General features: G+C 36.2%; 13 protein-coding genes. 5 read left to right on the top strand and 8 right to left on the bottom strand.

The genetic code is table 11. The annotated features are described in order from the left end of the window. Nucleotides 1–468 precede the first annotated feature (468 nt). The 3 genes from B5G52_RS20470 to B5G52_RS20460 all read right to left on the bottom strand — a co-directional run bounded on the left by B5G52_RS20470 (nt 469) and on the right by B5G52_RS20460 (nt 6,238). Nucleotides 469–3,618 (bottom strand): DEAD/DEAH box helicase, encoded by a 3,150-nt coding sequence (locus B5G52_RS20470; protein ID WP_087534478.1) that lies wholly within the window; start codon nt 3,616–3,618, stop codon nt 469–471. A gap of 404 nt (nt 3,619–4,022) precedes the next feature. Beyond that, nucleotides 4,023–4,985, bottom strand: a complete 963-nt coding sequence (locus B5G52_RS20465) for a transcriptional regulator (RefSeq protein ID WP_087534477.1) — start codon at nt 4,983–4,985, stop codon at nt 4,023–4,025. 14 nt (nt 4,986–4,999) lie between these two features. Beyond that, the gene (locus B5G52_RS20460; protein ID WP_087534476.1) at nt 5,000–6,238 is read right to left on the bottom strand and encodes an AAA family ATPase; all 1,239 of its coding nucleotides are present in this window, start codon (nt 6,236–6,238) and stop codon (nt 5,000–5,002) included. A gap of 773 nt (nt 6,239–7,011) precedes the next feature. Between B5G52_RS20460 and B5G52_RS20455 the strand changes: the two genes are divergently transcribed. After that, the gene (locus tag B5G52_RS20455; protein ID WP_087534475.1) at nt 7,012–8,229 is read left to right on the top strand and encodes a replication protein A; all 1,218 of its coding nucleotides are present in this window, start codon (nt 7,012–7,014) and stop codon (nt 8,227–8,229) included. Nucleotides 8,230–8,368: 139 nt separating this feature from the next. Here the strand turns inward: B5G52_RS20455 and B5G52_RS20450 are convergent, their stop codons facing one another. Next, nucleotides 8,369–9,244 (bottom strand): DNA replication terminus site-binding protein, encoded by an 876-nt coding sequence (locus B5G52_RS20450; protein WP_087534474.1) that lies wholly within the window; start codon nt 9,242–9,244, stop codon nt 8,369–8,371. Between the two features lie 1,768 nt (nt 9,245–11,012). On the opposite strand from B5G52_RS20450, the gene B5G52_RS20445 reads away from it, so the two are divergent. Next, entirely contained in the window at nt 11,013–12,362 is a 1,350-nt protein-coding gene (locus B5G52_RS20445; protein ID WP_087534473.1) for a class II 3-deoxy-7-phosphoheptulonate synthase, read from the top strand. A gap of 74 nt (nt 12,363–12,436) precedes the next feature. Here B5G52_RS20445 and B5G52_RS20440 read toward each other — a convergent pair whose 3' ends face one another. Continuing rightward, on the bottom strand, nt 12,437–13,246 hold the full coding sequence (locus tag B5G52_RS20440) for a pyruvate, water dikinase regulatory protein (protein ID WP_087534472.1): 810 nt from the start codon (nt 13,244–13,246) through the stop codon (nt 12,437–12,439). 155 nt (nt 13,247–13,401) lie between these two features. Between B5G52_RS20440 and ppsA the strand changes: the two genes are divergently transcribed. Then, on the top strand, nt 13,402–15,777 hold the full coding sequence (ppsA, locus tag B5G52_RS20435; RefSeq protein ID WP_087534471.1) for a phosphoenolpyruvate synthase: 2,376 nt from the start codon (nt 13,402–13,404) through the stop codon (nt 15,775–15,777). A gap of 69 nt (nt 15,778–15,846) precedes the next feature. Here the strand turns inward: ppsA and B5G52_RS20430 are convergent, their stop codons facing one another. Continuing rightward, nucleotides 15,847–16,056, bottom strand: coding sequence for a PGPGW domain-containing protein (locus tag B5G52_RS20430; protein WP_087534470.1), 210 nt, complete (start codon nt 16,054–16,056; stop codon nt 15,847–15,849). A 149-nt stretch (nt 16,057–16,205) separates the two neighbouring features. Between B5G52_RS20430 and B5G52_RS20425 the strand changes: the two genes are divergently transcribed. Continuing rightward, nucleotides 16,206–19,250, top strand: a complete 3,045-nt coding sequence (locus tag B5G52_RS20425; RefSeq protein ID WP_087534469.1) for an FAD-binding and (Fe-S)-binding domain-containing protein — start codon at nt 16,206–16,208, stop codon at nt 19,248–19,250. Nucleotides 19,251–19,298: 48 nt separating this feature from the next. Here the strand turns inward: B5G52_RS20425 and B5G52_RS20420 are convergent, their stop codons facing one another. Beyond that, the gene (locus B5G52_RS20420; protein WP_087534468.1) at nt 19,299–20,498 is read right to left on the bottom strand and encodes a sodium:proton antiporter; all 1,200 of its coding nucleotides are present in this window, start codon (nt 20,496–20,498) and stop codon (nt 19,299–19,301) included. Further along, the gene (locus B5G52_RS20415) at nt 20,498–21,709 is read right to left on the bottom strand and encodes a tyrosine-type recombinase/integrase (protein WP_087534467.1); all 1,212 of its coding nucleotides are present in this window, start codon (nt 21,707–21,709) and stop codon (nt 20,498–20,500) included. Before B5G52_RS20415 ends, B5G52_RS20420 begins: the two co-directional genes overlap by 1 nt. Nucleotides 21,710–21,841: 132 nt before the next feature. Here B5G52_RS20415 and B5G52_RS20410 point away from each other — a divergent pair, with 132 nt between their 5' ends. Further along, nucleotides 21,842–22,405, top strand: coding sequence for a YSC84-related protein (locus B5G52_RS20410; protein ID WP_087534466.1), 564 nt, complete (start codon nt 21,842–21,844; stop codon nt 22,403–22,405). The last annotated feature ends 137 nt before the right edge of the window (nt 22,406–22,542 follow it).

Below are 22,542 nucleotides of genomic sequence, written 5' to 3'. Positions count from 1 at the left end.
CATGGGTAAACTGCAATTTAACCACACGCATTATAGTAGACGCCCACAATTTAAGTTAGTTCAAAAAAAATTGATACAAGATCAAATTAACACACTAGCGCGCTTATTTTACCCAGGCATAAAAAAAGCCAGCTCAAAGTGAGCTGGCTCAATATTACTAAAATAAGTAACTAAACGGGGAAATCAACATGATGCATGGGTAAACTGCAATTTAACCACACGCATTATAGTAGACGCCCACAATTTAAGTTAGTTCAAAAAAAATTGATACAAGATCAAATTAACACACTAGCGCGCTTATTTTACCCAGGCATAAAAAAAGCCAGCTCAAAGTGAGCTGGCTCAATATTACTAAATTAGTAACGAAATAGGGAAATCAACATGATGCATGGGTAAACTGCAATTTAACCACACGCATCATAGTAGACGATCAAATCCTTATTTAGTTCAAAAAAATAAACAAAAACTTTATTGTTTAATTAGTGACAACATTTGGCTTTCATCAAAACTAGTAAAACTCATTGATTTATCGGTAAATAGTGCATCAACTAATGCTTGCTTTTCTTGCTGCATTCTAAACACTTTTTGCTCAATTGAATTAGCCATTATTAACTTATAAACAAATACAGGGTTCGTTTGACCAATACGATATGCTCGATCTGTTGCTTGCTTTTCAACAGCTGGGTTCCACCAGGGATCAAAATGTATAACTGTATCGGCTTGAGTAAGATTAAGACCTGTACCGCCTGCTTTCAGGCTGATGAGAAATACAGATGTATTACCTTGTGTAAACTCATCAATAACTTTTTCTCTGTGACGTGTTTGACCAGTCAGTAAACTATATTTAATCTCTAAATAGTTAAGTTGCTCAGCAACTATATCTAGTACAGATGTGAACTGACTAAAAATAATGACCTTACGTCCCTGCGCTAACATAATTGGCAGATGTTTACTTAGCCATTCCAGCTTAGCACTACCAGCTTGCGTTTGAGGTTCTACTAGTCTGGGATGACAGCATACTTGCCTAAGCTTTAATAGTGCTTCTAAGAATGCTAGCTTGCTCTTTTGCACACCTTGAACAGCAAATAAGTTTATCATTTTCTCTTCTAATGAATTAGTGATCCCTTCATACATTGATTTTTGTTGTGCTTCAAACTCAAACTCTTTTACTAGCTCAGTTTTAAGAGGTAACTCTTGGGCAACCTCAGCTTTAGTTCGGCGTAAGATAAAAGGCATTATAAGAGATTTTAACTCATTAGCTCTATCGTTATCGCCATCACGCTCAATAGGGACTTGAAAGTGCTGCTTAAAATGGTTTACAGAGCCAAGTAAAGAACTCATGGCAAAATCGAGTAACGATTTAAGTTCAAATAAATTATTCTCAATAGGTGTCCCACTTAAGCACAATTTAAAATCAGCGTTCAATCGCTTTACTAAACGAGAAACTTGAGCACTGTCATTTTTAATGTATTGCGCTTCATCAAGAATGATATTTTCAAAATATAATGGGGTGTAATACGCTATATCCCTCTTTAATAAAGGGTAAGTCGTTAATATGCAATCTGACTGTGCGAGATGCTGTAATTGCTCTATACGTGAAGCACCAAAGATTGTGGTAATTTTTAAACTACTGGTAAATTTTTCGATTTCATTTTGCCAGTTACTTACTAGACTTGTAGGACAAACAATAAGTGTAGGTCCAGCTTGCACTTTTTTCTTTGAATTAGCTAAGAAAGCAATAACTTGCAATGTTTTGCCAAGCCCCATATCGTCAGCAAGAATGCCGCCTAATTTATGCCGTTTCAAAAACTCTAGCCAATCAACCCCTTGCTGCTGATAGTCGCGTAATATAACCCCGTCATTGAGGCCTGAGAGAGGCTTGTTTTTTATGCTATTTGAGTGTTCAAGTTCACTAAGATAAGATTCTAAATTATCATCCACTAAATTTACGGTTAAACAATCTAACGCCATTAATTGAGGCAAAAAAGACAATGGTATTAGTAGTTCATCCCGTGTTTTAATAAACTCAAAGCGTTTAATGAAGTCTTTGAGGGTGTTAAACGTATTCTTATCTATAACAGCAAAACTTTTACCACTAGAAAAATAGAAAAACTGATCACTTTGTCTGTTTAAAGATTGAAAATCAGGGTTTTCATTCGCAAGGACAGTAGCCGCTTTAGATTTAGAGATCAAAATTTTACTAACTACTTGATGCCCTTTTCCACGTTTAAGATCAAGTGAGACAGGGATACGTGACTTTTTTATCACTAGCTTTTGATCAACTACCTTCCACCCTCGTAACTTTAAACTAGGAATAACCTCGTATTTAAACCAGTGCTGATATATAAGACTTTGCTTATTAAATATAAACTTACTTTGTAAAGGCCCTTTACAGTACTCAAAACCTAAGTTAATTAATTCAGTAACGACCGTGTTTTCGACAGCAGTATTTAAAACATTACTAGGTGCAGAATTGGGGGGGTAGCATTTGCCCTGATAATTAAATTGCAGATACAAGTTAAACTGATTGCTGCTGTTTTCAACTTCAATTACAGCTTGGGTTTCTGTATGGCGTTTTAGCTTTTTCTGGGCTGAGCGCTGATAATCCGGAATAACACCATCACCAAAATTAGAAGTTAATTGTTTATAAACACGGGCCAAATTATCTTTATGTATGGCAGGGATAGACTGAATATGAGCAACTTCCTCACCGCTGAGAGGTGTGCGAATACGACCAATCTTTAATGTGTCAGTATCAAGATAAGTAGGTGGTGTCGTTTTTAATAGCAGCCATGAATCTTTATTATGAATATTTACTATCAGTTGCATAAGTTCTGATGATTCAGACCAAGCAAAATTTAAATCAACAGCCGCATCGGGCTTGATTGAGTTTCGCGTACGACCAAAAAACAATCTTTGGGTTGCAATAAGTTGTTGCAACGCAGCGAACCCCCACTGACCTTTGAGCTCGAGGCTTCCGAGCGCATTTTGTGAGCGGATCCAACTATAAAGTCTAAAATCACTTTCAAGGAGATCTGTGGGAGTAACAAAACTATTAAGTTGTTGATCAGTTAGATTTCTCCCTAAAGTATAATTATGATCACTAGAAGCAGCGGCTATTTTTGGTGTTAACACAACTTTAGACGCATCAACATCAAGAACAAATAATAAAACGTTTTTTGCTATGTCTGACTGAGTTAGCTTAATTTTTTTAAGCTCATCAAACCAATCATTCATAATATAATCTTGGCCATATTCACCAGAATTATCAATTTTAAGTTTTAGTAGTACAGCGGCTAAATGCCGACAATTAGTTTTTGCATTACATGAACAATGACAGTCAACTGAAAAGCCATTCGCTAACTTATTAATTTCAATATGTTGGGTAAAGGTACTTCCTTTGTTTCCGAACATAGAGGAATCAATAACTGAAAAATCGTTATTATGCTCTAACCAATTGATTTGACCATTTGCCAAATACTCTTTTGCTTGTGCAAGAACCTGCGGTTTAAATAGTTGCTTAATAAACCGTTCTGAAAGAGGAAACAAAGTTGCTTGCTCTTGTTTGATCTCTTCAAAAATAGCAAGTAGGTCAGATTTTGATAAATTAGCAGACATAGCGCCTAGGGCAGTGTAAATAAAAAGTAATTCTCCCAGTATATGATTTATCGCAGTGGAGAAAAAGCATTAAAGTACTAATTCAAACTGGTTGGAGTAGATAAGTTAGTAAAAAATCGGTTTATGGCAAAATAATGGAAACATTAAAAATAACAGACAAGAAACACACAAGTTATATACAAGTTAATAACAAAAAGGAGGCTGTACAGATCAAATTTTTACTAAGTACGAGAGGAAAATACGATTAAAATGGTAATAGCGTGTATTTTGTTAGTAAAATAATGATCTAAGAGGTTTAAATAGCTGCTTGGTAGTAGAAGAGATCATTATTTTACCAACTAGATTAAGTATTGAGATCATATTTTTACTAACAAAAGCATGATCTCAGATCAGTATTTTATTAACTAATTAAATGCTTTAAGAAGTTTAGTTAGCTGTTCTAAACGTCTGTCTGTCATAACTTTATTATCTATTTTTATAGATAGATCCCCACTTTTTAGGTTGCGTTGAACAGTGATAAAATCATTTTCAAGAAGGGCTTCTTTACGTTGCTCAGCATGAGGCTCTGCAGTTAGTAATTTAGTTATAGCCAGTGCGCGTTTATCATCTCCCTCTATTTGAGTCAGATTTGTATCATTGGATAACTCTATCACTAAGGTATTAAATGTATTCTCATCACGCTCCTTTGCTGCAATGAGTTTTTTTGCAACCTCACGGCCAACATGATTAGCAGTAGGATAGAGTGATAGAACGCTCTCAGGGAGCTTTTCGAAAGCTTTGATTGCATCAGCAACGGCAGTATGAGATACACCTTCGATGGCTGCTATTTCGCGATATGAGCCCTTTTTACCTTGCTCAATCAACTCATCTTTCGTTAATTGATACGCTTGGCCTAATTCCCAGAGACTCGGTGCAATATATTGATCCGAAGAAACAGCTAAAATTCTAGCATCCAAATCAGTAAAATCAGCAGAGCTAAGTACCATATAATCAGCATTACTTAGGATACAAGCCATACGGCGGCGTGAACCTGCTAATACAAGAGTTTCATCACCTTTATCCCAACATAATGCAGGATGTTGGTTACGCCCATCTTGTGCAATTGCAGGGAGTATATCAGCGACTGACTTTTCGTTTAATAGCGCTTGGACACGACGATTTTTACCATAAACTTTAGTTGTTTTTTTGATTTCATCGTGGGGGATTACTTTACAAATTAATGTAATCAACCGTGAAGGATCACTTGGTGCAGGCATTTTTATAACATCGCCTGCACTTGCTTGCTCTAATAACTCATCAAGATTACTGTTACCAATTGAGGTAGCAAAGGGATCCAAGCTGGTGTCATTTTTACGTTTTTTAGCCATTTTTATTAACTACCTTACTTAGGATTTTTTAATTGTGATTCAGTAGATTTCCAATTAGAACGGATCAACATTTCTAACTCATCTACAACATCTTTGATATTTTCTTGAGCGCGAAGTAGGGATTCTCGGCTTGCGAGGCTATCTGAAGCTTTTTGATCAAAGATGGTATTAAAAGATGATGAACTAGCTGTAATTGCAGAACTATGATTAATTGGATAACTCATTACTTGACGACCAAAAGCACTACGCACATCTTTTACAATATCGCGCTGTGAATGATTACCTTTTACGTAATTAGTCACTAAGAATTGCATAAAGTCCCAACCTTCATGACCTAATGATGCAACAGTGTGATAAATTTCACCTAAGCGTTTTAGATATTTATTATTAGCATCGAAATCAACAGCCTCTGGATGAACTGGTATTAACATGGCTGTAGATGACATTAAAGCATTGTAAAACATGAAATTAAGTGATGGTGCAGTATCAATTAGAATGATATCAAATTGATCTTTTACTGGTTCAATCACTTTTTCTAGTAATTTATGATAATGGCGAGTTTTATCATAACTGGAGCTGTCTTTTAATAATGTTGCCGTTTCATGCTCAAAATAAAAGTCATCCATGCCAGAGGGTAGCATTCTAATGTTTGGAATGTGAGTAGGTAAAAAAGAATTAGAAACCAGTTGTGGCCATGTTTCACCTTCATCTAGCTCAATGCAGTCACGCATTAAATCACCAACCGTGATTGGATCTGGTTCGCTTGGAGGAAAAAAACTAGAAGAGGAACCTTGCGGATCTAAATCAATGATACCAATGCGATACCGTTTAATATTAGTAGTAGCTAAAGCAGCTGCAATATTAACCATGCTTGTTGTTTTACCACAACCACCTTTGAGAGAGTTTATAACAATAACTTGTAATTTATCATCGGCATTACGGTGATCAGGTTGAATATCCATGATATCTGCCATAGCAAAGATATTTACTAAAGTGTAAGCATAATGACCGTTAGCACCACGTTTGATGTTCAATTCATCAAAATCACCATTATCATGACGACGCTTCAATGTCCTGTTATTACAACCTAAAAGATCAGCGGCTGCTTTTTGAGTATAAGTACGTAACTCTTTTTCTTCTGATTTTAAATGAGCACGATAATGCTGGATACGTCCTTCTAAAGATTTTTCTGCAACTTCTGCTGTTGCTTTTAAAAGCCGATAAGTGGCTAAGGCATTATTATGAATTGACATGCTTTATTCCTCAAAGTTAGGTTTTAAGTATAATGTCCATTCAAATTGCTGTAAACAAGTATTTATGGCGACATGTGATTTAAATAGAAGACATTAAAAACTTAATTTGGAAATTTAAGATTGCTTAGTATAAATAAAGAAGTTTAAAAGTGGTTAAAGTATAAGGTAATTAAGGATAAGAGTTAAAATATATTACCTAACAGTATGATTTTTATAAATAATAGCGAAAAAATTAGATCAGGTTTATACTTAGTTAAGATCAGATCTTTAGTAACTAACAGATCACAATATTACTAACTAATAATTCATCACTTACTTTATGCACAACTTAAACACAGAGTTAGTCACACAAAGTGGTTCGTAGATCAGTTTTTTACTAAGTAAAATAACAAGTTATGCACTGCTGAATTGTTAGAATAGGGTATTTAATTAGTATAGATCTGATCTGTAGCAAGTACAGATCAGATCTATCCTAACTCAAATCATATTTATACACAGGCAGAATAAAAATCAGCTATAATTGTCGTGTACTTTTGATAAAAAAAACGCTTTTGCTGGACAAAAATACAACTGAGTTAGTAAAATCTCGGTTTGAAGCTATCAACTTAGTAAAAAACTGATCTCTATAAAGTGATTCACACTTATAGTTAGTTAAATAGTGATCTGAATATATATTTTAAACTTGGATCAAATTTATACTAACTTAAACATTTAACTTTTCCCGTGATATGTGTTGTTATTAGCTGTCGCAATAAAATTTGGAAATAAGAACAATGAGCCGAAAGGTTAACATCTCGGTAGATAACTTGCCCGATACTTTACGGGGTCAAATCCACGGGGTGGAAAGTGCAATCGATAATGAAAGCTTAGCTTTATTTACTGATAATAAAGATGTCCGCATTTCAATTGAGAATGCAGCACATGGATTGCGAGCGTATTCGAATACATTTAACCATTATGATTTATGGGGACGTTTTGTTCGTTCTGGTCATAAAAAGTTACCTCTAGAAGAAGCCCCTAAGAAAACAATTATTACGCGTAAAATTTCTGAAAAAGTCGATGGTATTTTATATGATGGTGAAATAAAAATAACACCGGCTGTTGTGAGCTCTCGAAAAGATGGTGAAGATGTTGAGTTTTTAGTTTGGCCATCTGATCGTGAAGAAAAAGTTGAACGAGCACTTATCCGGTTAGCTTCAAAAGGAAAAATCGTTAAAATAAATTTTAAGTCCGGTATTCAATATGCTGTGGTTTTTTCGATGAACGAATTAGCGCAAGAATTAAAAGCTGTTGGCCAATCAATGCCGTATCCTCAAATTAAAGAAGCATTAGAAGCTTTACAAGGCTCTAAACTATCCTTTAAATATTCAGCGACAGATACAAAAAATACAGATATTGATGATTCGTTTTACGAGTCGAATATGAATTTTTTATCATCATTGCACTTTAGTGGTAAGAAAGGGCAGGGCGGTAATGTCAAATGTGTTGCTTGCCTTAATGCATTTGTTCATAACATGATAGATAACTTAGAATATAAAGGTTACTATTTTAATAGTGCTCAAGAATTAAAGCGTGGGTTGTCACGTTGGATGATGCTGCGTTTATACCACCTCTGGCGTTATGCTGCCCCAGGCAAGACATATCATTTTAGACTATTATCAATTATGGAAAAATACGGTTCGATTTATTCAACGGATGATATTACTGAAAATAAATTAAAAGCGTTACGTCGCGATATGACGACCACGATGAAAGATTTAATCGAGAAAGGTGCGATTTCAGAATACAGTATTACTAATGTTAAAGATGATAAAACGGGGAACATTATTGATTATACTTATGAGATGCACCCTTCTGATCAATTCTGCGATGAAATTCTTACTCTTAATAAACAAAATAAACGTATTGAGATACAAGGCGGTAAACGAATTGTAGAAAATGCAGTTTTGATCGATGAAGATAAAATTGAAGAAATAGTCGAAGATAATTAATTTTTAAAGCCTTTAGTTTTTACTAAAGGCTTTTTTGTATTAATAAAGCTAATTAGCTTTATTGCTTGTAGCAGTAACAGCAAAAGAGCACTAAAAAACGCTATTTAACATAATGAAATAAGCGTTAAATAGCTTTTAATCAATCAGGTACTTGCTCCAAGTAAAGTCTATCAACTAAAAAATCATACTCTTTTTTTCTTGGGTGATTTTCGGGTTTTATATAATTTGGGAGAGTGCCGAGTTTAACATCTGGTTCTGGATTTATTAAAATAAAGGGTAATGCTGCACTGACATGATATCTATTCTGCGCTGTGTATCTCACATTTACCTGTGGACTTACTCTTGTTGGCCTACGGATTCTTAGTTTTTCTTTATCACCCAAACTTGCAACTCGGACTTGTTCTTGAGCAACAAGCGCTTGCCAACTATGTTGATCGATCATCCGAGGGTTCGAATAACCGGCTGACTTTTCGAGCATTGCTAAAGCCATTTTTTTTGTTAATGTTTTAGTCGCATGCTTGTGCATCCAAGTAAAACGAACCGAAAAAGGGGACTCGTGTTCAAAGTGAACCTTTCTATATGCTGCAAGTGTAATTAAATTTGGAATGGCATTATGCACTGCTTCAAATCGAGCATCATTATTATCGATCGATAATATACATTCCTTAAAAGCCGCCTTAGCTTTATTTAACTGTTGGATACGTGCAACAAGGTCTTCTTTATTGGCATTTTTCAATACTAATAATCCTGGGTGACGTTTGAGAACACGGGAACTAAAACCTGACTTTTTATATACATCAGAAAAGGAGTTTAAAATTGACCTGTGTGCAATTTCACCTGATTGCTTTGTTACTTGTATAGTATGAGGAACTATCTTTTCATCATGACTTTCTATTTCCGGTAACTGATAAAACTCAGCTTTGGAATACTCACACTTTTTTAAATCTTCTATAAATAAATTAGTAAGGTCATTTAATAAATCAAACTGACTTCGAATTTGTATTTTAGTAACCATAAGAACACATCATACTAAATAGATATCTATAGTTTACCATTTATTAGTTTCTTGTCTATTCCTTGGTTATTCTATGTTTAGTTTACTCTAATGCTAAGTTTATATACATATTAGTTGTAAGTATGATGTGTTCTTTCTCTTGGTTATAGTTGTGTATGGTCATATAGTAGAGCTTATGGGATTAAGGTGGAATGTTTTACATCAACATTTTTATTAAGGAATATTGTTCGTGTAACAGCCTATTTAAAATGGTAAATATTACTCTCTTTTTCGATGGATTACCGCTAGCAACTTAAGTATACGGTGACTATAGACAACTGGACTTACTCGCTCTTAATATCGAAATCAGACACTTAAACATCATTACTGCACTTTGGAAGATATGACGCTTGTTCAGTGTTTGCAATATGCTCTACCAAACCAATAATTTGGGGATATGAGGATCTCGTGTGATAAGTTGTTCCATGACTTTAGCTTGTTGAAAAATAACTGAACTTGCCAACTAACGCGTATATATGGAGTAACTCATAAAAGTTAAATGTGTTTCTTTTAAATTAGTAAAAGAAAATCTGGTAAATAGATAAGTCTGTATCTCTGGTCTAGTCTTCTTCAAGCGTACTGTTAATTTAACTCGCTGGCTTACGAATTTATAAAGAAACGTATTGAGTTTAATTTCTTTGGGCTCTATACCCTCGGAATAAACAGATGAAACGATTGCTTGATGTTTTTATTTTCTCTGACAAAAAGTAGCCGCCATCTTGAGATACTTGTTCAAAGTACTCTGTGTCAGTAAGGAAGAACGTATCTTTAAACGTATGTCTGTCAGGTAAAAAGAGTAGCTCAGTTTCAACATCAAAGTTGACGTCTATTTAACAAGGTTGTTTGTTAAATAGGTCAAGGTAACATGCAACTCGATAGCAGCAGAACTAATAGCAGTAAAGCGACCTATAAAAGCCATCGAGAATTCATCATGTATAGCTGTGGGTAAGTGAAGATTTTTAATACAGCTTTAATAGAGAAACGATAGCGAGACAATGGTGTCGAATTTGTAATTTGGTTAATCTGCACGTGAGTTTTGTTTTGGTCATGTTTTATTGGCGCAACTATTTGATCATTAACAGAGTGCAACTTTAAGTTTTCTTGAGATCCAATAACCTTTAAGGTTACGCTAGAGCAACTCTAATGTTGAAACTATATTTATTCAACTAAAAGATGTGTTGATAGGTGTTACTTTGTGACATGAGTTAGATGTCACACAATTTAAAATTAATAAGCAATTTTAGTGCAGCCTAAGTCTGCAGTTCAAATTAACTCGTGTGTTACATATATAAATGAACTCGTAGACTTCGACTGAAAGACCTTTTTTTCACTCGTTATTTGTCTATATGCGTTTCGAATAACCAGCCCATTACCACAAAAATCATACGCATTCCATTTCTTAATAAATTAATTTAAATCCAACTGTACAGTTAAGGTTACACTCAACCACGGTATAAGTATGATGTGTTCTTTATGGGCGTTAAAATAAAACTCATCTCCGTAGAAACATATGTGCACTACAAGTATAAATTTAAGGGTTTAATATCATAGCCTTAACTTAATCAAAATCACTAATTAAACCCAATTGACGATGTCAGAAGAGTTTAAAACTACCTTTTAATTTATCTCATAACTAAATAATTGATAATACGCGAATATAGTCCTTGAACAGGGGGGCTGCATACGTTAATTTCTGTTTATCAGGTAATAGTAGGAATGAGGAAATTTTATGCAGTCGTGGAACCCAAATAGCTGGAGAGAACTCCCTATACTTCAGCAGCCACAGTACCCAGATCAAGAAGCCCTTAAAACAGTTGAAGGGCAGTTAAAAAGTGCACCACCTTTAGTATTTGCTGAAGAAACACGTAGCCTTTTTAAACAACTAGAAGATGTGTGTGAAGGTCGTGCCTTTTTACTTCAAGGTGGTGATTGCGCAGAATCTTTTAGTGATTTTAATGCAGCCAATATTCGTGACACATTTAAAACAATTTTACAGATGGCAGTTGTTCTCACGTATGGTGGGAAATGTCCGGTAGTTAAAATTGCGCGTATGGCGGGTCAATACGCGAAGCCGCGTTCAGCCGATATGGAAACAATTAATGGCATATCATTACCATCGTACCGTGGTGATATCATTAATAACTTCGAGTTTACTGAACAAGCACGTATTCCAGATCCTCAACGTCTAATGACGGCTTATCATCACAGTGCTGCAACCCTTAACTTACTTCGTGCGTTTGCTCAAGGTGGCCTAGCTGATCTACATCAAGTTAACCGTTGGAACATGGGCTTTGTTGCAGCAAATCCATTAAAAGCTAAATACCAACAGCTTGCTGATAAAATACAAGATGCATTAGAGTTCATGGAAGTATGTGGTATTAACTCATCAATCGCCCCAAGCTTAAAAGAAACAGACTTATATACGTCTCATGAAGCATTATTGCTAGGTTATGAAGAAGCACTTACACGTCGTGATCATCTATCAGGTGACTGGTATGATTGTTCTGCTCACTTTGTTTGGATTGGTGAACGTACTCGTCAGCTTGACCACGCACATATTGAGTTCTTCAAAGGGATTAAAAACCCAATTGGCGTCAAAGTTGGCCCAGGTATGGACCCAGATGAACTTATCCGTTTAATTGATGCAGTAAACCCAGATAATATTCCAGGTCGCCTTACACTTATAACGCGTATGGGTGCAGACGTACTGCCAGAAAAACTACCAGCGCTTGTACGTAAAGTACAACAGGAAGGTCGCAAAGTAATTTGGAGCTCAGATCCAATGCACGGCAATACTGAAAAAGCGACATCTGGTTATAAAACCCGTAGTTTTGATAATATCCTGCGTGAGATCAGTCAGTTCTTTGCTGTTCATAAAGCTGAAGGTTCATATGCAGGCGGTGTTCACCTAGAGATGACAGGTCAACACGTAACTGAATGTACCGGTGGTGCTTATGGTCTATCTGATGATGACTTAGCACAACGCTATCGTACTCAATGTGACCCACGTTTGAACGCAGATCAAGTTTTAGAGCTTGGCTTTTTAGTAGCTGACTTACTAAAAGACGCACGTAAATAATATTTTTCAAAAGTAAAAAGCCACTTTGAAGTGGCTTTTTTTATGTCCGATATCTGCACTTGAAATTAAATAAGTTAGTACTTACGTCGCTCAAGATTCGTATCAGATATAATCTTAGCTGAAATTTCTTCTACAGAGTGGTGGGTAGAGTTTAAATAAGCCAGTTTATGTTTTTTATACAGCATCTCAACTTCACGTACTTCAATTCTACATTGTTTTAACGAAGCGTATTTCGAATTAGCCATTCGCCTTTGTCTTATATCGGCGAGTCGAACAGGGTCAATTGTTAAACCAAATAGTTTATGCTTATAAGCGGTTAAACATTCGGGTAATTTGCCTGTTTCTAAATCGTCTTCCGTTAAAGGGTAATTTGCTGCTTTAATACCGAATTGCAAAGCAAGATATAAACTAGTCGGCGTTTTACCACTTCGACTAACACCAACTAATATAATATCTGCCTCAGCATAATTTTTTATATTGGCACCATCATCATTTGTTAATGCATAATTTACTGCATCAATCCTGAAATCATAGCTTTTTTCATGCATTGAATGTGTTCGGTGGACTTTTGGGACTGGCGCAACATTTAACTCTTTACCTATTTTATCACTGTAAGTTGATAAAAAATCATAACAAACAGCGCACGAAGAACTAATAATTTCACTCAATTCATGATTTACAAAAGTATAAAACACAAAAGGCTGCTCGCCATCTCGTTGAGCTGTTTTATCTATTAACTGTCTAACTTCGTTCGCTTTTTGTTCTGTTTCTACGAACGGGATTGTTTTATGATTAAATTCGACCGGAAATAGCGACAGTGTCGCATGGCCAAATACCTCTGAAGTAATGGCTGTGCCATCAGAAATATAAAATGCAGTTCTCATATTAACCTTTTTATTACCTATTGTAGTAAATTGAGCCCCTATACGGTTTACGTAAGGACTGTTGCCAGTGTAGAATGAAGGTGACCTTTTTAGAAGGTTTTCTTTCTTAACTCTCACAGTTAATACTACAATTTGTTTTTTTGGAGAAAGATCCCGTGCAAGAATACGTTCTCTGGTATCAAGAGCTTGGTATGCAAGATGTTCCACGTGTTGGTGGTAAAAATGCCTCACTCGGTGAAATGATTTCAAACCTAGCTAACGCTGGTGTGCAAGTCCCTGGTGGTTTTGCAACAACTGCAGACGCTTTTAATGAGTTTTTAGAACAATCAGGACTCAATGCAAAAATCCATGACATCTTAGACACACTTGATGTTGATGATGTAAACACCCTAGCTAAAGTAGGTGCAGATATCCGCCAATGGATTATCGACACACCATTCCAACCTAATTTAGACCAAGCAATCCGCGAAGCTTATAGCCAACTCCACGGCGATACAGCAGCTGATGTTTCATTCGCAGTTCGTTCATCTGCAACTGCCGAAGATATGCCTGATGCATCATTTGCAGGTCAGCAAGAAACCTTCTTAAATGTTCGTGGTATAGACTCCGTAATGGTCGCCATTAAACATGTATTCGCTTCTTTATTTAATGATCGTGCAATTTCATACCGTGTACACCAAGGATATGATCATCGTGGCGTTGCTTTATCTGCGGGTATCCAGCGCATGGTTCGTTCAGATAAATCAGCATCAGGTGTAATGTTCAGTATTGATACTGAATCTGGTTTTGAAGATGTTGTTTTTGTAACATCAAGCTATGGTTTAGGTGAAATGGTTGTACAGGGTGCAGTTAACCCTGACGAATTTTATGTACACAAACCAACTCTTGCTAAAGGTAAGCCTTCAGTTGTACGCCGTAATATCGGTTCTAAAGCTATTCAAATGATTTATTCAGATGATGAAGCTCATGGCAAGCAAGTTGAAATTGTAGATGTTGATAACGTACTTTCTAACAAATTCTCAATCACAGATGCTGAAGTAGAAGAACTTGCTAAGCAAGCTGTGATCATTGAAAAACATTACGGCCGCGCGATGGATATCGAGTGGGCCAAAGACGGTAACGACGGTAAACTATATATCGTTCAAGCTCGTCCAGAAACAGTTCGTTCAAACGAAGACACAAACGTAATGGAGCGCTTCCAATTAAACGGCAGCAGCAATGTTGTTGTTGAAGGGCGCGCCATAGGCCATAAGATTGGTTCAGGAACCGTTCGTGTATTGAATTCAATCGATGAAATGGATCAGGTACAAGTAGGCGATATCTTAGTCACTGATATGACAGATCCAGATTGGGAACCAATCATGAAGCGTGCTGCAGCGATTGTTACAAATCGTGGTGGTCGTACATGTCATGCTGCAATTATTGCACGTGAACTTGGTATTCCAGCAGTAGTGGGGTGTGGTAATGCTACCGACCTAATCACAGCTGGGCAAGAAGTCACTGTTTCTTGTGCTGAAGGTGATACCGGTTTCATCTACGAAGGTATTTTAGATTTTGAAGTCCTCACTTCACGTGTAGATAAAATGCCAGAATTACCGATGAAAATTATGATGAATGTTGGTAACCCAGATCGCGCATTTGACTTTGCACGCTTACCGCACGCTGGTGTTGGTTTAGCCCGTGTTGAGTTTATCATTAATCGTATGATTGGCGTTCACCCTAAGGCACTGCTTAATTTTGATGCTCAAACTGATGCATTAAAAGAAGAAATTACCGACATGATTGCCGGCTATGATTCGCCAGTAGAGTTTTATATTTCTAAACTTGTTGAAGGTATTTCAACACTAGGTTGTGCTTTTGCACCAGAGCGTGTAATTGTTCGAATGTCTGATTTTAAATCAAACGAATACGCAAACTTAGTTGGCGGACAACAATACGAGCCAGAAGAAGAAAACCCAATGATTGGTTTTCGTGGTGCTGCGCGTTATATCTCGGAAGATTTCCGCGACTGTTTTGCTCTTGAATGTGAAGCAATAAAACGTGTTCGCAATCAAATGGACATGACAAACATAGAAATCATGATCCCATTCGTACGTACTCTTGAAGAAGGTAAACGTGTAATTGAATTACTTGAAGAGCATGGCCTTAAACGTGGCGAAAATGGCTTAAAAGTAATCATGATGTGTGAACTTCCTTCTAATGCACTTTTAGCTGAAGAATTTTTAGAACACTTTGATGGTTTTTCTATCGGTTCTAACGATTTAACCCAGTTAACGCTTGGACTAGACCGAGATTCAGGCTTAATAGCACACCTTTTCGATGAGCGTAATCCAGCTATTAAAAAGCTTTTATCTATGGCTATTCAAACTGCCAAAGCAAAAGGTAAATACGTGGGTATTTGTGGCCAAGGCCCATCTGACCATGAAGACTTTGCTGCATGGTTAGTAGAGCAGGGTATAGATTCTGTTTCTCTTAACCCAGATACAGTGCTTGAAACATGGTTATACCTTGCTAAAAAACTAGCAAGTTAATCCATTATATTGATAAAAAATGCCAGCTATATTGCTGGCATTTTTGTTTACTCAATTATTTTTATTAAATTAGCGAGCTAATTTTTTGTCTAAAAATGCGCATGATTTTGTTAACGCTTTCTGGCATAAACTTAGGTAATGCCGTGCTTTAGGGTAGTAAAACGAAAAGCACATTAAGCCCGTAATAAAAAATATTAATGATGGACCAGGCACAACCGCAAAAAACAATCCTAGCAGCATGAAAAAGCTACCAAGTAAAATTAACAAACATTTTTTCATATTTATAACTCGTCATTCAATTCACTAAATTGAGTATAATTAATACACGGCTAAATACGATAAAAAGAGTGTTACAAACTGTAAAAACATCAATTTTCTATCTCTATTTGCATGGTATAATGTAACAAATGTCTTAATTTATCACCGTCATGATAGCAACAATAAGTCAACAAGATAGCGCCAGCGAATTAGTAGTAAGTTATTTAGAAACAATCACTAACAAGGGATTTTCCGGAGATACGGATGCAACTTATGGTACACGCCTTACTGCATCAACCGACAACAGTATCTATCAACAAATTCCACAGGGAGTTATTTTTCCTAAATCTGAAAAAGATATTCAAATAGCCCTCCAAACTGCTGCACAAGATCCATTCCTGTCATTAACCTTCGGCCCACGCGGTGGAGGAACAGGAACTAATGGTCAATCTTTAACTCCCGGTATTGTTGTTGATTTGTCCCGTTACATGCGTGAGATTTTAGAAATAAATACAGATGAAGGCTGGGTTCGTGTGCAAACCGGTGTAATAAAAGATCAACTTAATGACTTTTTACGCCCATATGGTTTTTTCTTTGCCCCAGATTTATCGACCAGTAATCGCGCAACAATAGGTGGCATGGTTAATACTGACGCGTCAGGCCAAGGTTCTCTCGTTTATGGTAAAACAAGTGACCATGTTTTAGGCTTAACCACCTTTTTGGTCGATGGCACACAAATGACTACAAACCCAATCGCCATTGATAAAGCAAAATTAATTGCTGAGCAAGACACCGTCATTGGTAATTTATACGCCACTGTATTAAATGTTTGTTTGGATAACCGTGATTCTATATTACAAAAATTTCCTCGTTTAAATAGGTTTTTAACCGGGTATGACCTAGAGCATGTGCTAAGTGATGACTTACAAACTTTTGATATGAGTCGTTTGATCACCGGTTCTGAAGGGTCACTCGGTATTGTTACTGAAGCAAAACTTAACATCACATCGATCGCCGAATTCAAAACCCTAATAAATATTAAATATGATAGTTTTGATTCTGCGCTACGCCATTCTCCTTTTTTAGTCGAAGCCCGTGCCACATCAGTAGAAACGGTCGATAGTAAAGTTCTGAACTTAGCACGACAAGATATTGTATGGCATTCAGTATCGGACTTAATAACAGATGTTGAAAATAAAGATATGCAAGGGCTCAACATGGTTGAGTTTAATGCAGTCTCGCCTGAAGGTATCAAAGATAAAGTAGACACCTTGTGCCGTTTACTAGATGAATGTGTCAAAAATCAAACTAATGGTGTTATTGGATATCAACTAACCAGTGATAAGACCGACATTCTAAAAATTTACGGTATGCGAAAAAAATCAGTCGGCTTACTTGGCAATGTTAAAGGCTCACAAAAACCATTGGCCTTTGCAGAAGATACTGCTGTCCCACCTGAAAATTTAGCTGATTTTATCGTCGAATTTAGAGCGTTGCTCGATAGCCATAACTTACAATATGGTATGTTTGGCCATGTGGACGCGGGGGTATTGCATGTACGTCCAGCGCTAGATATGTGTGACCCAAAACAAGAACAGTTATTACGTGTAATATCTGATGATGTAGTAAAACTCACTGCAAAATATGGCGGACTAATGTGGGGCGAGCACGGCAAAGGCTACCGCAGTGAATATGGTCCTGAATTTTTTGGTGATCACCTGTTTAAACAATTACGCATCATAAAAGCTGCTTTTGATCCGCATAATCGGATAAACCCCGGTAAAATATGTACTCCTATTGAAAGTGAAGACTCACTTGTGAGTGTTGATGGACAAAAGCGTTCGTGGTTCGATAAGCAAATATCTGTTGATGTAAAAACCAGTTTTAACAATGCTATGACCTGCAACGGTAATGGCATTTGCTTTAATTACGATGAAAAATCACCGATGTGCCCATCGTACAAAGTAACTGGAGACCGTCGCAATTCGCCTAAAGGGCGTGCAAGTTTAATGCGCGAGTGGTTACGTTTACAAGAATCTAAAGACATTGATTTACTCGAAGTAGAAAAGCAACTTAATCAAGGTGAAGTGATCACTTGGTGGGAACGCTATCAACATAACCGCGATAAAAATAAAGGCGTTTATGATTTTTCTCACGAAGTAAAAGAATCAATGGATGAGTGTTTAGCTTGTAAAGCATGTACTACCGCGTGCCCAATAAAAGTTGATGTGCCAACATTTAGGTCACGGTTTTTAAATTATTATCATAGTTATTATGCAAGGCCACTTAAAGATTACCTTGTAGCCAACATTGAAAACAGTGCTCCGGTGATGGCATCATTTTCAAAAGTTATAAACCCAATTGTAAATACAAAATTGGTTTCGTCTTTAATAAAAAAAACGGTTGGCTATGTAGATACTCCAACACTAAGCTCGCCACGTTTAACAAAACGTATAGGTAAAGCGCATAATTTTAATTTTGAAAAACTATCAGCACTTTCTAGTGCAGAACAAAATGAATATGTATTAATTGTTCAAGATCCATTTACCAGTTTTTATGAAGCAGAATTAGTAGAGAGCTTTATTAAGGTGATCATAGCGCTTGGCAAAAAACCAATTTTATTACCGTTTAAACCAAATGGTAAACCACAGCACGTTAAAGGTTTTTTAAATGAATTTAAACGCACTGCAAAAAATGCTGCACAATTTTTAAATTCATTATCTGAAATTAACGCTCCACTTGTTGGTTTAGATGCATCTTTAGTTATGTGCTATCGCGATGAATATAATTCTATATTAGGTGAACTACGTGGTGACTTTGAAGTTTTGCTTGCTCATGAATGGTTAGCAACTCAGTCATTTAAACCATTGGCAAACAAAATCACAAACGACACACAGTTTACGTTATTAAATCATTGCACAGAAACAACTTCCATGCCAAAAGCGGCTAATGTTTGGCAAAATATATTTTCTGATTTACGTTTGTCATTAAATACAACTGCAACAGGATGTTGTGGTATGGCAGGTACCTATGGTCACGAAGCACAAAACCAAAATAACTCACGGGCACTTTATGAAATGAGTTGGCAGAGTGTTATCAAAAAGAACGAACCTGAACAATTACTTGCAACTGGTTTTTCGTGCCGGAGCCAGGTTAAGCGTTATGAAAAGTTCAAACCAAAACATCCCATTGAGTTACTCGCTCAAATACTATAAATAATTTTAAAAGCGGTAAGACTTTACTTACCGCTTTTTAATTAAAATTTATTTTTTATAACTGTCAGCAATTGGCTTGGTACTCATGCCATGAATAAATACACTAAATAAAATTGTTGTCATAGCGATAGTCGCAATCTGTAATTTATTTTCAATTTGCGTGTCTATTATCATCATAGTAAATACGATTGATGCTAAACCTCTCGGGCCAAACCAAGCGAAGGTAAAACGCTCTTTAATTTTTAAATTTGTAAATTGCAAACTAATCATCACAGGTATAATGCGCAAAGCAGTAACACTTAATATTGCAAACAAAGCTATCTGCCAATTCAGTTTTGGGAAAACTAAATAACTACAAACAAAACCAAATAAACACCAAATTAGTAAACCTGTAAAATCTGCTATGTGTTCACTGTCTTCAACAAGCTTTTCTCTCAAAGTTTGTTCTGTGAACCTGTCAAAAATTAAACCAGCAACAAATACAGCTATAAAGCCACTACTGTGAACACTTTGAGCAATTGAAAAAATTGCCACCGCCATACCAATAACTAAAAATGGACTGGTGTTATTTGAAAAATAATGGCGTTGCATTGCAAACTTAATTAGTGGAATAAACACAGTCATGGCTGTGATCGCAATAAACAGTGCAAGGCCAAGTTCCCGAACAAATATCTCTGCGACTGATAAAATTGAAAATGATTTTTCAGGTTCTTGTGCTAATAGCATTAAAAGTAAAAATACAGGAACACACAAACCATCATTTAAACCGCTTTCAGTATTAATTCCTTCACGTATTTTTTCTGGCACTTGTTTACTATTTAATAAACCCTTACTTAATGCTGCATCTGTTGGTGTTAAAATAATCGCAACTAACGCAGCTTGCACTAAAGTTAACTCTGTAAACATAAAGCTCGCAACCGTAATCCCTGAAAATAAAGTCAGAGGTAAGGCTAAAAACAATAATAGGCTAGGGTATTGAAAGCTATGTTTTAAAACAGAAAGTTTAGTTTTTGCTGCATCAGTAAATAAAAAAATGCTCAAAGTTAATTCTATTAAAGGTAATAACTTATCCAGATCAGCACTCAAGTATTTTGATTCGTTTGGAGCTTCAGGTATAAAAAACGCAATCAGCATTCCAACTAAAACAAAAAACATAGGGCCAGTTACTTCGACAATTTCAAGCTGTCTAATAGAAATCGAATAGGCTAAAAAAGCCAAGCCGACACTTGCCAATACAAAGTATTCCATCAAATTTTCCTTTTAATACCAGATTTCGCACGTTCTTTTATATTTGTTTGAATATAAATTTGATCAGTCGTCGCTATTTTTGCATGACCTAAATCTTCAGATAAATGTTTTAAAGGCCGAGTTTGAGCATCATGAGTAGCACCAGTATGGCGTAGCCAGTGAGCAGTAGCCGACTCTAATTGTTCTGCATCATCAGTAAAACCATCTTCTAATAAAGATTGCTTTGCTAAATCAAAACTTTGTTGAACTAACCGACGTATTTGCCTAACAGTCATACCACCTTGACCACGAATTTTATGCACCAATGGATCTGACTCATCAACGCGGGGAAGGGCAGTTAAACCACGATAAAGTCGATAGCGCTTTAAATATTCAATAAAATCTTCACTAAGTGTAACGTCTCTTAATTTATTACCTTTACCCATTATTCGTAAAAACCAGAAGCCATCGTTATCTTGCCAAAAGTGTGACATTACAGGTGACCATTGTGGACGCTCTGATAATTCTGAAATCCGAAGATATAATCCTTTTAAGCAGGCTAAAGTAAAAAGGTTTCTTTCAAAGTCTGGTTGCTGTTCACATTTGTCGCGCGTAACACCGAATACATACTCCCATTGAATGTCACTTAGCGTATCTGGTATTTTAATTTGCGATTGCACAACTAAGTAAGGGCTATTTTTTTTAACTACAGGAACAAAGTTAGCAAATGTCTTTTCTTCTAAAATTGCAAATTTATAAAATACATTCAGGGCGGTGAACATTGCAGCTAAGGTTTGTTGGCTAGCAATGGATTCTTTACGCATAAAAGGGCGCCAGTTTTCGTTTAACCTGCGTATTCCTTGCTCGTCTTTATAGCGCCATTGCACTGAAGTAGTTGACCAAGCAGGATCTGGCTCAACCATAAAATCTACATAGCTTTCAATATCTTCACGTCTTAATTCGAAAACTGATTTTTCAGCGATTAGCCAAGACCATAAATAAAACCGTTCAAGTTCATTTCTAAATCGGTTATAGGTTGCTTCGGATTTACGGCCATATACATATAAAAATTGGTATAAAAATACCAACTCAACTTTTGATTCAGCGACAGTCAAGCCAACTTGCTGTATAAAGGTGGCAAGTTCTGGGTATTCAGATTGCAAAGTATCATCTTCGAGATGAGCAATTTGATACCGTAATTGTTTTAATGTATCGACCAAAGCAACAAGCATATTGAGCTAATTTCTATTAAAATAAATTAGTTACAGTTTAATCTTAAAGTCCGATACTGTCTAGTATTGGACATTAAACAGTTCTAAATTATTAATTATCTCTTTGCTGTTGTCGGTATTTAAGGAAAGCATATGAAAAAGTTTATTGTTTTAAGTTTAGCTGCTCTAACTTTAGTATTATCTGGGTGTGCTACAACAGGTAGCGCTTCACCAAGTGAAAAACGCACTTTAGTACAAAATATGCGTGCTGATACGTTAGCTAAATTATATACAGAAAAGCCCGATGTAAAACAGCAAATAGCTGGTTCTGCAGGTTATGCTGTATTCGATAACGCGAATGTAAATGTTGTGCTTGCCAGCTTTGGTGGTGGTTATGGTGTAGTAAAAAATAACTTAACAGGTAAATCAACCTATATGAATATGGGTGAAGCCGGTTTAGGGCTTGGTTTAGGTGTAAAAGATTTTAATGTAGTTATGGTTTTTCATGATCAAGCTGCACTAAACCGTTTTGTTGAACATGGTTGGGCCTTTGGTGGAAATGCCGATGCAGCAGCGAAATACCAAGATCAAGGTGGAGCTATAGTGGCAGAAGCCATTGCAGATCAAGTAACTGTTTATTCATTAACCGAAAATGGCCTGGCATTACAAGCTGTATTAAAAGGCACTAAGTTTTGGGTAGATTCTGAGCTAAACTAAACATTTAAAACCCTTCTAAAAGTGGGCTAGTTTGTATGATTACGCCCACTTTAATTTACTTAACGCAATTTAACATAACGTAATTTATGGGCTATCAGCTATCAGCTATCAGCTATCAGCTATCAGCTATCAGCTAT

The sequence above is a fragment of the Pseudoalteromonas sp. A601 genome (genome assembly GCF_002165575.1).
Classification (GTDB): Bacteria; Pseudomonadota; Gammaproteobacteria; order Enterobacterales; family Alteromonadaceae; genus Pseudoalteromonas.
Note: the sequence above shows the minus strand (reverse complement) of the source record. Positions and strands in the feature narration are given on the sequence as shown.

What these genes read in the sequence shown, in the direction of transcription:
- B5G52_RS20425 (WP_087534469.1), top strand. Translation starts at nt 16,206, where the DNA reads ATGATAGCAACAATAAGTCAACAAGATAGCGCCAGCGAATTAGTAGTA.
- B5G52_RS20465 (WP_087534477.1), bottom strand. Translation starts at nt 4,985, where the DNA reads ATGGCTAAAAAACGTAAAAATGACACCAGCTTGGATCCCTTTGCTACC.
- B5G52_RS20455 (WP_087534475.1), top strand. Translation starts at nt 7,012, where the DNA reads ATGAGCCGAAAGGTTAACATCTCGGTAGATAACTTGCCCGATACTTTA.
- B5G52_RS20415 (WP_087534467.1), bottom strand. Translation starts at nt 21,709, where the DNA reads ATGCTTGTTGCTTTGGTCGATACATTAAAACAATTACGGTATCAAATT.
- B5G52_RS20470 (WP_087534478.1), bottom strand. Translation starts at nt 3,618, where the DNA reads ATGTCTGCTAATTTATCAAAATCTGACCTACTTGCTATTTTTGAAGAG.
- B5G52_RS20450 (WP_087534474.1), bottom strand. Translation starts at nt 9,244, where the DNA reads ATGGTTACTAAAATACAAATTCGAAGTCAGTTTGATTTATTAAATGAC.
- B5G52_RS20430 (WP_087534470.1), bottom strand. Translation starts at nt 16,056, where the DNA reads ATGAAAAAATGTTTGTTAATTTTACTTGGTAGCTTTTTCATGCTGCTA.
- B5G52_RS20440 (WP_087534472.1), bottom strand. Translation starts at nt 13,246, where the DNA reads ATGAGAACTGCATTTTATATTTCTGATGGCACAGCCATTACTTCAGAG.
- B5G52_RS20410 (WP_087534466.1), top strand. Translation starts at nt 21,842, where the DNA reads ATGAAAAAGTTTATTGTTTTAAGTTTAGCTGCTCTAACTTTAGTATTA.
- B5G52_RS20420 (WP_087534468.1), bottom strand. Translation starts at nt 20,498, where the DNA reads ATGGAATACTTTGTATTGGCAAGTGTCGGCTTGGCTTTTTTAGCCTAT.
- B5G52_RS20445 (WP_087534473.1), top strand. Translation starts at nt 11,013, where the DNA reads ATGCAGTCGTGGAACCCAAATAGCTGGAGAGAACTCCCTATACTTCAG.
- B5G52_RS20460 (WP_087534476.1), bottom strand. Translation starts at nt 6,238, where the DNA reads ATGTCAATTCATAATAATGCCTTAGCCACTTATCGGCTTTTAAAAGCA.